At 42.8% G+C, this 13817-nt stretch carries 11 protein-coding genes; 10 read left to right on the plus strand and 1 reads right to left on the minus strand.

What is annotated here, in order from left to right; genetic code table 11:
- The first annotated feature begins 411 nt into the window (after positions 1 to 411).
- Positions 412 to 1878 (plus strand): sigma-54 dependent transcriptional regulator, encoded by a 1467-nt coding sequence (locus tag ACSLUK_RS01935; protein ID WP_448546810.1) that lies wholly within the window; start codon positions 412 to 414, stop codon positions 1876 to 1878.
- 36 nt (positions 1879 to 1914) lie between these two features.
- Here ACSLUK_RS01935 and ACSLUK_RS01940 read toward each other — a convergent pair whose 3' ends face one another.
- A complete protein-coding gene (locus tag ACSLUK_RS01940) occupies positions 1915 to 2676 on the minus strand; it encodes a phosphoadenylyl-sulfate reductase (RefSeq protein ID WP_448546811.1) in 762 nt (253 codons plus the stop codon).
- 231 nt (positions 2677 to 2907) lie between these two features.
- On the opposite strand from ACSLUK_RS01940, the gene ACSLUK_RS01945 reads away from it, so the two are divergent.
- From ACSLUK_RS01945 to ACSLUK_RS01985, 9 genes are all read left to right on the plus strand, one after another.
- Positions 2908 to 4071, plus strand: a complete 1164-nt coding sequence (locus ACSLUK_RS01945) for a sensor histidine kinase (protein WP_448546812.1) — start codon at positions 2908 to 2910, stop codon at positions 4069 to 4071.
- Between the two features lies 1 nt (position 4072).
- The gene (locus ACSLUK_RS01950; RefSeq protein ID WP_448546813.1) at positions 4073 to 5419 is read left to right on the plus strand and encodes a sigma-54-dependent transcriptional regulator; all 1347 of its coding nucleotides are present in this window, start codon (positions 4073 to 4075) and stop codon (positions 5417 to 5419) included.
- Positions 5420 to 5623: 204 nt separating this feature from the next.
- Complete coding sequence (fliE, locus tag ACSLUK_RS01955; protein ID WP_448546814.1) at positions 5624 to 5959, plus strand: flagellar hook-basal body complex protein FliE; 336 nt, start codon at positions 5624 to 5626, stop codon at positions 5957 to 5959.
- A 56-nt stretch (positions 5960 to 6015) separates the two neighbouring features.
- On the plus strand, positions 6016 to 7737 hold the full coding sequence (gene fliF / locus ACSLUK_RS01960; protein ID WP_448546815.1) for a flagellar basal-body MS-ring/collar protein FliF: 1722 nt from the start codon (positions 6016 to 6018) through the stop codon (positions 7735 to 7737).
- On the plus strand, positions 7730 to 8782 hold the full coding sequence (gene fliG, locus ACSLUK_RS01965; protein ID WP_448546816.1) for a flagellar motor switch protein FliG: 1053 nt from the start codon (positions 7730 to 7732) through the stop codon (positions 8780 to 8782). Before fliF ends, fliG begins: the two co-directional genes overlap by 8 nt.
- Positions 8783 to 8794: 12 nt before the next feature.
- Positions 8795 to 9592 carry a flagellar assembly protein FliH gene (fliH, locus tag ACSLUK_RS01970; protein ID WP_448546817.1) on the plus strand — a complete coding sequence of 266 codons (798 nt, stop codon included), beginning with the start codon at positions 8795 to 8797 and terminating at the stop codon, positions 9590 to 9592.
- 27 nt (positions 9593 to 9619) lie between these two features.
- The gene (gene fliI, locus ACSLUK_RS01975; protein WP_448546818.1) at positions 9620 to 10987 is read left to right on the plus strand and encodes a flagellar protein export ATPase FliI; all 1368 of its coding nucleotides are present in this window, start codon (positions 9620 to 9622) and stop codon (positions 10985 to 10987) included.
- Between the two features lie 46 nt (positions 10988 to 11033).
- Positions 11034 to 11477, plus strand: coding sequence for a flagellar export protein FliJ (gene fliJ, locus ACSLUK_RS01980; RefSeq protein ID WP_448546819.1), 444 nt, complete (start codon positions 11034 to 11036; stop codon positions 11475 to 11477).
- A gap of 136 nt (positions 11478 to 11613) precedes the next feature.
- Positions 11614 to 13743 carry a flagellar hook-length control protein FliK gene (locus ACSLUK_RS01985; RefSeq protein ID WP_448546820.1) on the plus strand — a complete coding sequence of 710 codons (2130 nt, stop codon included), beginning with the start codon at positions 11614 to 11616 and terminating at the stop codon, positions 13741 to 13743.
- Positions 13744 to 13817: the final 74 nt, after the last annotated feature.

Below are 13817 nucleotides of genomic sequence, written 5' to 3' on the forward strand. Positions count from 1 at the left end.
GTACGAGTTTGGTTCAATTTGAGCGTGTTTTGAGCGCGGCGCTCTCTTTGTAACATCATTGTTCGTTGTCAAATCCGAGCACAGGCTCTCCGTCCTGCGTTGCCTTAATCAAATTGAAGATTTAAACCGCACAACGATACATTTCTAACCTAAGGTTATCTGCTGTAGAGCATATGAAATCCGTAAAATTAAACATTGTGCCGAATACGTTTAAATCGCTACAGAATTGCTCGAACAAAATTTTGGGTGAACGAGTGATTGTACTTTTCTTGAATAGAGCTCAGGATGAAATCTGACAAATTGCAGTAATAGTCAACATATTGGCAGTAGCGCGTCAAAATATTGTTGATTATTTTTGATAGCCTATTAGAATCAAGTTATTGTAACTAACTAACGGTTTATCAAAGAATTATGCATGAGCGAAAACTGATTCTTGTAGTTGATAATGACGCAACTAGACGTTTGCAGCTGGAAACGGTGTTGGCGTTTATAGGCGAGCCATTTATTGTTTGTACTTCTCAAGAAGCGAAAAGCACCTTTGCTCAACAGCAAAATTTATTAACTGTCATTATTACGGGGACTTTGTGCGGTGATTTGGTCGAATTAGTGCGCCAACATCCTGCGTGTCCTTTTTTAGTTCATGATGTTCTAGACCAAGCTGAAATATCTGATCGCATCAATGTGATTGGTGAGTTACATGCGCCGCTGAACTATGCTCAGTTGACGGAAATGATTCATCATTGTCACCAATACCATAATAAATTACCAACACGTAAAGGCATAGCAACGAATAGTAATTTGTGTAAGTCGCTCGTTGGTATTAGTGAACCGATGCAGCAAGTTCGGTTTTTGATTGAACAAGTTGCTTCAACTCAGGCGAATGTATTAATACTAGGTGAATCAGGTACTGGTAAAGAAGTAGTTGCACGTAATATTCATGAGTTGTCTGATCGTAAATCAGCACCATTTGTGCCGGTAAATTGTGGGGCAATTCCACCAGATTTACTTGAAAGTGAATTGTTTGGTCATGAGAAAGGAGCATTTACTGGGGCTATTTCGACCCGCAAAGGGCGTTTTGAACTTGCTGAAGGTGGTACGCTATTTCTCGATGAAATTGGCGACATGCCACAGCCAATGCAAGTAAAACTGCTACGTGTACTACAAGAACGTACGTTTGAACGTGTAGGTGGTGCGAAGAGTATTAAAGCCGATGTACGAATCATCGCGGCTACTCATCAGCATTTGGAAGATATGATCAAAACGAACGATTTTCGTGAGGATTTGTATTACCGACTCAATGTATTCCCTATTGAAACACCGGCACTTAGAGAACGTAAAGAAGATATTCCTCTATTATTAAAGGAACTGATTTCTCGTTTTGAACAAGCGCAGGGACAAACGGTTAAGTTTACCGAGCAAGCAATAGCCTCATTGCAAGAACATCCGTGGTTGGGGAATGTGCGCGAGCTTTCTAATTTAGTTGAGCGCATGATCATCATGTACCGTGAACAAATCGTCAATGTGAGTGAACTTCCTTCTAAATATCAGCATATCGATGTTGAAGAGTATACCCCTGAGTACCCAGAAGAATTGCAAGAACGGGAAGCAATTAATGAGCTGTTTTCCGGCTTTGACTATGATGACGAAGACGATGAGCAAGGGTTTGAATCATTTGATGCTGAGCCTGCAAAAAGTGTGGGCACTTTGCCGACAGAAGGACTTGTTCTTAAAGACTTTCTCGCCGATTTAGAAGTGTCATTAATTACGCAATCGTTAGAGCGTAATGACTGGGTTGTTGCCCGCTCGGCAGAATTACTCGGTATGCGACGGACAACTTTGGTTGAAAAAATGCGTAAATATCAGCTGCAAAAAGACTAAATTTTATTTGAAATTGCACAGTGATAAAGTGGCCGCTTAATTGTATGATGCGGCTTTTTTATTTCTGTTTTCAAAGCTATGCAAACCACATTCTCTGTTATATGTGCCAAACCGATTATCTGCCTGCTGAGATGCTCGAGCGAGGGTGCTATGTGTATCACCCACTGTTGCGTACCCTTGATTAACCAGTGGGTGCAGGGGCAGTTTGTTTTTCTCGATGTAACGTTTGATATCTGATTCTGTCCAGTCGATAATAGGATGAACTTTGATATGCTGACGCAAAAGGTTGATTACTGAAAGTGATTGCCTGAAAGATGACTGAGTCTGCCGTACTCCACTAAACCAAGTTTTTCCATCAAGATCTATCATCGCACGTTCAAAAGGTTCGATTTTATTTAAAAAGTGATAGGTATCTAAACCTTGCTGCCCTTGCTCCCAGAGCTTTCCATATTGATCAATTTGAGATTGTTGACTTTCTTTTGCACGGTAAATATGCAGGTTTAATTGCAACTTATTTGTTAATAACTCTATGTATTGGTAAGTCTCAGGAAATAGATACCCAGTGTCCGTTAAAATTATAGGAATATTCGGCGAAATTTGCGTGATGAGGTGAAGCATTACGACCGAATGTAGGCCAAAGCTTGATGTCACAACATGTTGCTTGGGTAAATTGAGGAGACTCCATTCTATACGCTGTTTCGAAGTAAGCGGCAACAGTTGCTTTTTCCATTGCGTTAATTCTTTAGCGTTAACTTGATGCACAGAAGAGTAAAAATTTTCAGTCTCTTTATACGTCATAAAACCACCTTGCAATAGAATTCAACCGACAACAATTCCTGTATCCAACATCTTTGTATCGACTATTTTTATATCTCCTTGAATAATTCGCGCCAATTTTTCTGCCAAAAAATTGACCTAAGTAGTTATGAGGAATTGCTTGATTTTAAGTTGTTGTTTTTTAGGGTTAAGTTTTGAGTGGTACGGTAAATGCATGGGTCGTGGTGATATTTAACATTTGAGTGTTGCATCATGACAGTAGCTTATTCAAAATTAACGCCAGAAATACCAAAGCATAGTGGTTTTCAAGCCACAACTGCCTACAATGTTGGTCAGGTAAAGCTTTGTGAAACTTCTTCTGCATTAGCACAAGAAGCGTATCCCGGCGAGCTTGCAACACTACGACAACAGTCACGACAGCTGACGCAAATCATAGACTCAATGCCAACAGGCTTAATTATGCTTGATGGCAATGGCATCGTGACCAAAGTGAATGATGTCGCCAGTAAACTACTCAATGACCCTATTCTCGGACAACCTTGGTTTGATGTTATCAGACGTTCATTCCAGCCGAGAAAAGACGATTGGCATGAGGTTTCGTTAAAAGATGGTCGACGGGTCAAACTAGAAATTTCGCCACTGGGTAATCAGCCCGGTCAGCTGATCATGATCACTGATTTAACCGAAACCCGCTTATTACAAGATAAGCTTAGCCAGCTGCAACGGCTCTCATCGCTAGGGCAGATGGTTTCTAAACTCGCGCACCAAATACGCACCCCGTTATCTGCTGCAATGCTTTATGGGGCGAACCTTAAGAATCGTCATTTGACCGCCCAAGACCGAGAAGCCTTTGGCGACAAAATGATGGCGCGACTCAATGAATTAGAGCAGCAAGTAAATGACATGTTGTTGTTTGCTAAGAGTGGCAATAAGCCTGTTGTTTCACCGTTATCCGTTAATCAAGTAGTTAAAAGTGCCGCTGCAAGTATCGAAAGCTTAGTGAAAGATGCTGGGGCGAAAGTTAACTTAGTGATGTGTGAAAATGACTGTCTCGTACTCGGTAACGAAACTGCTTTGGTTGGCGCAATACAAAACTTAATTCACAACAGCGTTGAAGTGATTGGCAGTTCCGCTGTAATCGATATTTCAACGTATTGTCATGAACAGCACGCATTTATTAGTGTGAAGGACAATGGCAACGGCATACCCGAAGAAATAGCCGATAAAATATTTGAACCATTTTATACATCACGCGCTAAAGGCACCGGGCTTGGGCTTGCCGTAGTTAAATCTGTGGCTCGCGCACATCAAGGAGATGTTCATTTACTGAGTAAAGCAAATGAAGGCGCGCACTTTTGTATTCAACTACCGTTAATTCATGATGAAGCCCAACATCATGCGCAAGGGGAGGTTTAACATGAGCCAAGGTAGAATCTTAGTTGTTGAAGATGATGCTGGCTTACGCGAAGCATTAATAGATACACTGAAATTAGCCGGTCATGACTGCGTGGCAGCAGACAGCGGCGAGCAAGCTTTATTGCAACTCAAAAATCATGCAATTGATATTGTTGTTAGCGATGTTCAGATGGGCGATGGTATGTCAGGGCTTTCATTACTGAAAAGTATCAAAGCCGCATATAGCAATATGCCAGTGTTGATCATGACCGCTTACGGTACGATAGACGACGCGGTGCAAGCGATGAAGGATGGTGCCATAAACTATATGTCTAAACCGTTTGCTCCAGAAGTACTTCTCAATATGGTGAATCAATATTTACCATTGAAAAGCAGTGAGTCGTTCGAACCTGTAGTTGCAGACATGCAAAGTAAAGAGCTGTTACAGCTAGCGAAAAAAGTGGCATCTACAGAAGCTTCTGTAATGGTACTTGGGCCAAGTGGGTCTGGTAAAGAAGTCCTCGCGCAATACGTCCATTATCATTCAGCACGAGCTGAACATCCATTTGTTGCTATAAACTGTGCGGCAATTCCTGAAAACATGCTTGAAGCAACTTTGTTTGGCTATGAAAAAGGCGCATTTACTGGCGCTGTTCAAGCGTGTCCAGGCAAATTTGAACAAGCACAGGGTGGCACTATTTTACTGGATGAGATCACGGAAATGGATCTCAACCTGCAGGCCAAAATCTTAAGGGTTTTGCAAGAACGTGAAGTAGAACGTCTGGCAGGTAGAAAAACAATCAAGCTTGATGTTAGGGTAATTGCGACCAGTAACCGCGACTTAAAATCCGCGGTTAGTGAAGGTATTTTCAGAGAAGATTTGTATTACCGATTGAATGTTTTTCCATTGACTTGGAAAGCATTGGCTGAACGTCGCGATGATATTGTTCCGTTAGCAAAACACCTAGTTGAGCGTCATTGTCAAACCAATGGTGAGGCGATCCCTGAGTTTTCTCCTGCTGCTCGAAGTAAGCTGATGGCCTATCATTGGCCGGGTAATGTGCGAGAGCTCGACAATGTCATTCAGCGCGCATTGATACTTCATGATGGAGAGACTATTGAAGCATGCGATTTACTCATTGATAATTTTGAAACGACATCGATTGAACCCACAGTGAATATGGCGCAATCAAGTGATGACAAGTTAGGCAATGAACTTAAGTTGCAAGAGCATCAAATTATACTGGATACGCTACATGCTTGTCAGGGAAGTCGTAAAGCGGTAGCAGAGCGACTTGGGATTAGTCCGCGCACATTACGTTATAAAATTGCCAAAATGCGTGACAATGGTATTGAAATTCCCGCCTAATGTAACAACGCACGCGTTAATATTAATATGAGATCGGGTTGACATTCGTTAGCCTGACTCTTATTTCTTCAAAAGTTTACTCCCAACCTTTCTCTTTAAGTTATTGGTTTTAAAGTGGAATACCCCTGTCTCCTTTCTGGCACTATCTTTGCTTTAATCCTCTATATAGTCAACTTACAAAACTTTGACACACGAGAGAACGCTATGGATATCAAAGCAAATTCACTTTATGCACAAATGCAAAGCATGCAGTTAGAAGCGATGGGAAATCGCTTACCAATCAATGAAGGGAATGTTGCACCAGTTAACCAATCTACGAGTAACTTTACTGACATGCTCAAAGAAGCTGTCAATAATGTTAACGAAATCCAACAAGACGCGGGCGCTAAGCGTACTGCATTTGAGATGGGTGATAAGAGTGTGACGTTAGCTGAAACGATGATCGCAGCGTCTAAAGCGAGCGTAGCGTTTGATGCAACTGTACAAGTACGTAATAAGTTTGTTGAAGCGTACAAAGAAATCATGAGTATGCCTGTTTAAGCTTTTTCAAAGCGAACAATGCAGTAAAAGTGTTTAGAAGAAAGCGGAGAAACTAAGTGGCAGATACAGCAAATACAGCAATAGCAACCGCCGATAGTGCTGGTGGAGAGCTTGTTGCTAACGACAACGACAATGTGGTCGAAGAACAAAAATCAGGTCTTGCTGCTGCGATGGGGAACGTCGATGTTCTACGTCAGCTTACCTTGATCATGGCATTGGCAATATGTTTGGCGATTGCCATATTTGTCATCATGTGGGCAAATCAACCTGAATACCGTTTTCTTTCAAAGCTTCCGACCGAACAACTTATCAAAACAATGGATTTTCTTGATGCCAATAAAGTGGATTATACGCAAGAAAACAACACGATTTCAGTTCGTACTGATGAATACCAAGACGTAAAATTAATGCTTGCTCGTGAAGGCTTAACAGATGAACCTGCTCCGGGTACTGACATTATTATGCAAGACATGGGTTTTGGTGTGAGTCAGCGCTTAGAGCGTGAGCGATTAAAACACTCTCGTGAGCAACAGCTTGCTCGCACGATCGAAGAATTGCAGTCTATTACCAAAGCTTCAGTTTTATTAGCTATTCCCAGAGAAAATGTTTTTGCTAAACGCGTCAAAAACCCATCAGCGACGGTGGTATTAACCTTACGCAGAGGGCGTTTGCTTTCAGAAGAAGAAGTTGATTCGGTCGTCGATATTGTGGCCTCTGCTGTGCAAGGGTTAAGCCCGAATCGCGTAACGGTCACTGATCAAAATGGCCGACTGTTAAATTCAGGCTCTCAAGACTCAATTTCATCTCGTTCACGCAAGGAGTTTGAAATAGAGCAGAAACGTGAACAAGAATATATGGATAAGATTGACACAATTCTTATTCCTGTGGTCGGCTTAGGCAACTACACGGCACAAGTTGATGTGGCGATGGATTTCACGAATACCGAAGAAACGCAACGCCGTTATAATCCTGATTTACCAGCGCTACGTAGCGAGATGAGTGTTGAAGATACAACTATTGGTGGCTTGCTCGGCGGAATCCCTGGCGCGTTAACTAACCAACCACCATTAGAGTCAGATATTCCTGAAAACGCAGCGGGTGGCGCTCAACAAAAAGCGATGCCAAGCCGCAAGCATGCTGAATCTACCAAAAACTACGAGTTAGACGAAGCGATCAGTTACACAAAACAGCAAACAGGGGTAATTCGCCGTATTACTGTGTCTGTTGCGCTGGACTATTTAAACTCAGTCGATGCTGAAGGTAATTCAACTGCAGCCCCGCGTTCGGTGCAAGAGCTGGCCAACATTCGTCGCCTACTGCAAGGAAGTATCGGTTTTGATATGCAACGAGGCGATACATTAGAGGTAGTAACGATTCCATTTTCTCGTGTTGCTGTTGACGTAAAAGAAGAACAGCCGTTTTATCTGCAACCTTGGTTCTATAAGATGCTAAAATTGGGGTTGGGAGCATTGGTTATTATTGTGCTAATTGTTGCGGTAGTCAGACCGATGCTGAAACGATTAATCTACCCAGATCAAACACCGTCTGATTATGGTGAAAAGTCTCTGGATACGCATGTTGATTTAGGTGATGATACTATGGACATGTTAACGGCAGACTTTGATGCAGGCGCTGTTGGCTTTGCTCCTGATGGCAGCCTACAGTTACCAGATCTACATCGAGATGAAGATGTGTTGAAAGCGGTTCGTGCTTTAGTAGCGAATGAACCAGAATTATCGTCGCAAGTAGTAAAAAGTTGGTTGAACGAAGATGACTGATGAACAAAGCCAGGAAATGGCATCAATCCCGAGTGGATTTGACGTAGACAAATTAGATGGTTCAGAAAAAGCGGCTATTTTGTTGCTTAGTCTATCTGAAGAAGACGCCGCGCAAATATTGAAGCATTTGGAACCCAAGCAGGTGCAACAAGTTGGTATGATCATGGCGGGTATGGAAGACTTTACCCAGGAAAAAATCACCGCTGTTCACAAGCTATTCATTAATGAAATACAGAACTTTAGTACGATTGGCTTCCAAAGTGAGGAGTTCGTTCGCAAGGCGTTAACGGCGGCACTTGGTGAAGACAAGGCGGGCAACCTAATTGATCAAATCGTCATGGGCAGTGGCGCGAAAGGTTTAGATTCATTGAAATGGATGGATTCAAAACAGGTAGCCAATATCATTCGTAACGAGCATCCGCAAATCCAAACTATTGTTTTGTCCTACCTGGAACCTGAGCAGTCTGCTGAAATCATGGGACAATTCGCAGAGAAAACGCGTTTAGACTTGATGATGCGAATTGCTAACTTAGAAGAAGTTCAACCTGCGGCATTGCAAGAGCTCAATGAGATCATGGAGAAACAGTTTGCTGGTCAAGCTGGCGCACAAGCAGCGAAAATGGGTGGCTTGAAAGCGGCTGCCGACATCATGAACTACCTCGACACTAATATTGAAGGGGTATTAATGGATGCAATTCGTGAACACGATGAAGAAATGAGTCAACAAATTCAAGATCTCATGTTCGTCTTTGAAAACTTAGCTGATGTGGATGACCGAGGCATTCAGGCAATCCTTCGTGAAGTACAGCAAGATGCACTAATGAAAGCGATTAAAGGTGCAGATGATGCACTGAAAGAGAAGATCATGAGTAATATGTCTAAACGTGCAGCAGAAATGATGGCTGACGACTTAGAAGCAATGGGACCAGTACGTATTAGTGAAGTTGAAGCGGCTCAGAAAGAAATATTGTCAATTGCCCGTCGTCTGTCTGATGCAGGTGAAATCATGCTTGGCGGTGCTGGCGGTGGTGATGAATTCTTATAATGTGGCAGTCTCATGAAAAACTTTAATGCAATAAGCCCTCACAAGGACGTTATCAAACGGACGGATGAAGAGCATGGCGTATGGTCGCTGCCTGTTGTTGAAGATGACGTTCCACAGACAGATGATAAGACCAATGCGCTTGGAAAAAAAGCAACATGGCGCTATGAACCACCTGAAGAAATAGAAGAGGAGCCGCAACCACTAACGGCCGAGGAAATCGAAGAAATTCGTCAGGCAGCCTATGAAGAGGGTTTTTCTCAAGGTAAAGAGGAAGGCTTTGCCAAAGGCTATGAAGAAGGTAAAGCGAGTGGTTTTGAAGAGGGAAAAACTAAAGGACATGAAGAAGGCGTAGCGCAAGGGCTGGAAGAAGGTCGTGAACAAATTCAGCAGTTAGCTCAGCAATGGCAGGGGCTAATATCTCAACTGCATCGCCCCATCGAGGTCGTTGAAAACAATGTTGAGCAGCAGCTCGTTCATTTAGTCGCTCAACTAGCTGAAGCGATAACATTTGAAGAAGCTAAGACAAATCCTGATATTTTGCTTCGTGCGGTTAGTGAAGGGATGAAAGCCCTACCAAGCAAAGAAGCGAACACCCAAGTATTACTACACCCAGACGATATTGCGATAGTAGTAAAAAAGTTTGGTGAAGCTCACATTAACGAAGAAGGATGGCGTATTTTGGCCGCACCTCATCTGGATCGCGGTAGCTGCCAAATTGAAAATAGTACTTCAAACATTGATTTGTCGATAAAGGCTCGTCTAAAAGACGTGTTGGACTCTTTCTTGCAGGAAGCATTACATCAGAAGTAATGCCAGAGAAGTGTCAAAAATTTAGCTATGATTGATGTTGCCAAGCTCACCACCCGATTAGAAAATTGCCAGTCTTTTATTCACCGTCATCAATTGGCGGTTGCTGGCCGTTTGGTACGGGTGGTAGGTTTAACATTAGAGGCCGTTGGTGTAAAAGCACATGTCGGCAGTCAATGCTTGGTAGAAACCACTCATGGCGATCTTATCGCTGAAGTCGTCGGTTTTTCGGGCGAAATAACCTATTTAATGCCCGAACAAAGTTTACAAGGTGTTATGCCAGGCGCACGCGTCGTACCCATTGCCAAGAAAGCGCGATTACCATTATCGACTGACTTATTAGGACGAGTCGTTGATGGTGTCGGCAAGCCACTAGATGGCTTAGGGCCTATCTCAAATGATGAACATCATAAAACGTCCAATGCGTTAATTAACCCTTTAGCTAGAAGAGCGATTAGCCAACCACTCGATGTTGGGGTGAGAGCAATCAACAGCTTTTTGACGGTTGGACAGGGGCAACGCATGGGGCTATTTGCTGGGTCTGGAGTGGGTAAAAGTGTATTGCTTGGCATGATGACTCGAGGAACGACTGCAGACGTTGTTGTGGTTGGCCTTGTCGGAGAGCGTGGCCGAGAAGTTAAAGAGTTCATCGAAGAAATATTGGGTGAAGATGGACGTAGCCGTTCTGTTGTCGTAGCGGCACCAGCTGATAACTCGCCACTGATGAGATTAAAAGGCTGTGAAACGGCCGTGAAAATTGCTGAATACTTTCGCGATCAAGGGCTAAACGTTCTCTTATTGGTCGACTCAATCACGCGTTATGCGCAAGCTCAGCGTGAAATAGCTTTGGCTGTAGGTGAACCACCAGCAACAAAAGGCTATCCACCATCGGTTTTTTCAAAACTCCCACAATTGGTAGAACGTGCAGGTAACGGCGGAGAAGGTCAAGGTTCTATTACGGCTTTCTTTACAGTGTTAACCGAAGGGGATGACTTACAAGATCCAATTGCAGATGCAGCACGAGCCATTCTTGATGGGCATATCGTTTTATCACGCGAACTCGCCGATGCCGGTCATTATCCTGCAATAGATATTGAAGCGTCGATTAGCCGGGTTATGCCAATGGTTACAAGTGAAGAACATCAAGAATTAGCTAGGCAACTCAAACAAATATATGCGTTGTATCAGCAAAACAAAGACCTCATCTCAATTGGCGCATATAGCAAAGGCAATGATCCGCGAATTGATCGGGCAATTGATATGCTACCGGTAATCAATTTTTACTTGCAGCAAAAGATGCATGAAGTGATTCCTTATGATCAAAGTCTGGCACAACTTCAAGAAATTATGCCAGCCGCACAAGCACATGCTCAAAATAGGCAACAACAGGGGCAATAATGTTAAAGCGCTGTAGAGCCAGAAAACGTCGTAGTTGGGAGTAATAATGTCATTAGGTCAGATATATACATTACATAAGTTTGAAAGCGACAAAGAGCGCAAAGCTGCTCAGGATTTACAACATGCCGAGCAAGATTATCAACAAAACTTACTACGGTTGCAAAGTGTTGGTGAGTATCGCCTCGAATATATGAAACGCCTAGAGCAGCGTTCGTTGTCGGGTGTTGATAGTGCAACCTATAAACACTTTCACGCTTTCATTACTAAGCTAGACAATGCCGCTGAGCAAGTTGAGGTCGCGATTAGCCAATCAAAAGCCTTAGTTGAGCAAAAAAAAACATTATGGTTGGCACAACGGCAAAAAGTAAAAGCCGTTGAGTTGTTACTAGAAAAACGGCAGGCAATACTTGATCGTAAAGCTAATAAATTAGAGCAGAAAATGTTTGACGAAATTGCCACACAGCGATTCGTGCGTCAATCATCAATCTAGTTTTGGCGCACAAATTGCATCGTAATTGCATTAACAGCACCAATGGTAATGGCAATAAACCGAGAAATGACAGTTCAGCATAACTAATCGGTGGATTGACCGGACGAAATAGATAATTTAACAGAGTGTAAATGCTATGCCTCAAATAAACATATTACCGATAGAAAACACACAACTGCCTGAAGTTAAAGAGGTTAGTGACGGTAGTCGTTCGCGAAATAGTGATGAGTTTGGGCGACATATGGCACAAGAGGACAATCGTCAAAGAAGAGACGACGATAATACACTCCGGTCAAATACTGCCGCTAATCGCGGCAATTCATCCCAAAAATCTACAGCTTCATCCACTGAGCGTGCCAATGAAAATGACGAGGCCACGCGTAGCTCTGTTAATGCTTCGGCTGAGAGCCGTCAGCCAACCAATGACAAGATGGTGGATGAAAAAAACTCTCCCAGAGCAGACAATTCGGGTGAAAAAGTTGCTCCCGCTGAAGAAGAGGTAATAGCTGTTCCGACAAATGAGAACAGTGTAAATGCTAACAAGGACAAAGGTAAAGTAACGCCCGACATTTTACTTTCTGTACTAGGTGCTTCAGAAAAAGTCCTCGTAAATAAGGACGTAACTATTGGTGAGAAAGCTGAAATTTCAGTTGAGAATGCTGCAACTACCAGTGGTAAAATTGAAGTTACAGGTGAGAGTGCTAAAGACAGTGCGGACAAATCGGGTATCAAGTCAGCTCAGCTAGTAGGAATTGATGAACGACTCAAAGCTTTAGTCGCTAAAGCTGAACGCCCTGACAATCGTGTCGATGCCGACTATGTGAGCCCAATTGCTGCGCTACGTGGTGGTGATAGCAACGGTGAAAAGGCAAAACTTGAACAGGCAGCTGCAACGCAAGCAATGAAAAATCAGGTAACAGGCAGCACGCAGGACAAAGCCACTTCAAGTAACAACGATAAAGCTCAAAAAGTTGAAGTTGCTGCTCAAGAAAATATTACTACACTCAAAGAGCTTGCTTCTACAGAAGTGTCGGAACAGGGCGCTGCTGAAACTGATACAAAAACATTATCGGCAAAATCAGAGGCCTCGAGTGCAATAGAAAACAGAGCTGTTGAAAACAAAAATAAGCAGCAAGTTGTTGATACTAACAATAAAGCTACACAATCTACTTACGTAAATTCAGTGAGTGATAAAGCTTCGAACGCGATGTCTGGAGATGCATCGAAACACTTAAATAGCACTAGTGAGATCCCCGATGATATCGCTATGCAAGCGCGTACAGTAGCAGATGGTGACTCTGACCAGAGCTCAAAGGATAAGCTTGGTTCCGCGCAACCTAAAACGATTCAATCTGCAAATGAAAGCCAACCAAAACATCAGTTAAACCCTGTCAGTCAAGCGGTCGCTGAGTCGCTCGACACTGAAAACCCTAATGACAAGGCCGTACAAGTTGTAAAAGCAACGACTGAAAAGGTGGGCCAATCAAGTAACAGTGCACAAAATCACACGCGTTTTGTTAACCAGTCAACGCAGGATGCCGTGCAGTTGAGTGAATCATCAACTGATTCAGCTTCTCAAGACAATTCTGATCAACAAACTGATGCGAAAGCATATGCACAAAAAGACATCGTGCTTAATCAAAAGAATGGTGAGCAAAGCAATACCACTGATAAAGGAATTGCTGAAACTGTCAGAGCAAATGAGAAGCTGTCGACGAATCAATCTCATAATGCAACATCCGTCTCAAGTACTGATGCGGCGGTATTAGACAAAGTTATGGACAAATTAAGCAGTGAACAAATACAAACGACCAATGTGCGAAATAGTTCACAAGTTGCAAGTGAAACACTCAATTTGCACCGTAAGGATTTTGTCGATCAAGTGAAAGACAAAGTCATGGTTATGATTAACAAACGACTTCAACAGCTAGAAATCAGGTTAGATCCTGCTGAACTTGGCTCAATGCAAGTTAAGTTAAACATGCAGAATGAGCAAGCAGCCGTCAGTATTGTCGTGCAGAACTCGCATGCTAAAGAAGCACTTGATCAAAATATTCAAAAATTGAGAGACATGTTGCAAGAAAGTGGTGTGGATGTTGGTGATGCAAATATTGAACATCGTGAAGCGAGCGAGCAACAAGAGTTCGCGCAGTCGCGCTCAGAGGGTAAGCATCATCAGACAAATGAAGAAACAGAAGTTAGAGCGGAAGACATAACAAGGGATTTGTATAAAGCTTCGTCAACTGGCATTGATTATTATGCATAATTGCATAAAACAGTTTGTTCATATGCAGATCAAGGATATAGTTTAAGTAATAGCAATCATTCTTGAAGGTTAAA

The organism is Thalassotalea fusca (genome assembly GCF_053485835.1).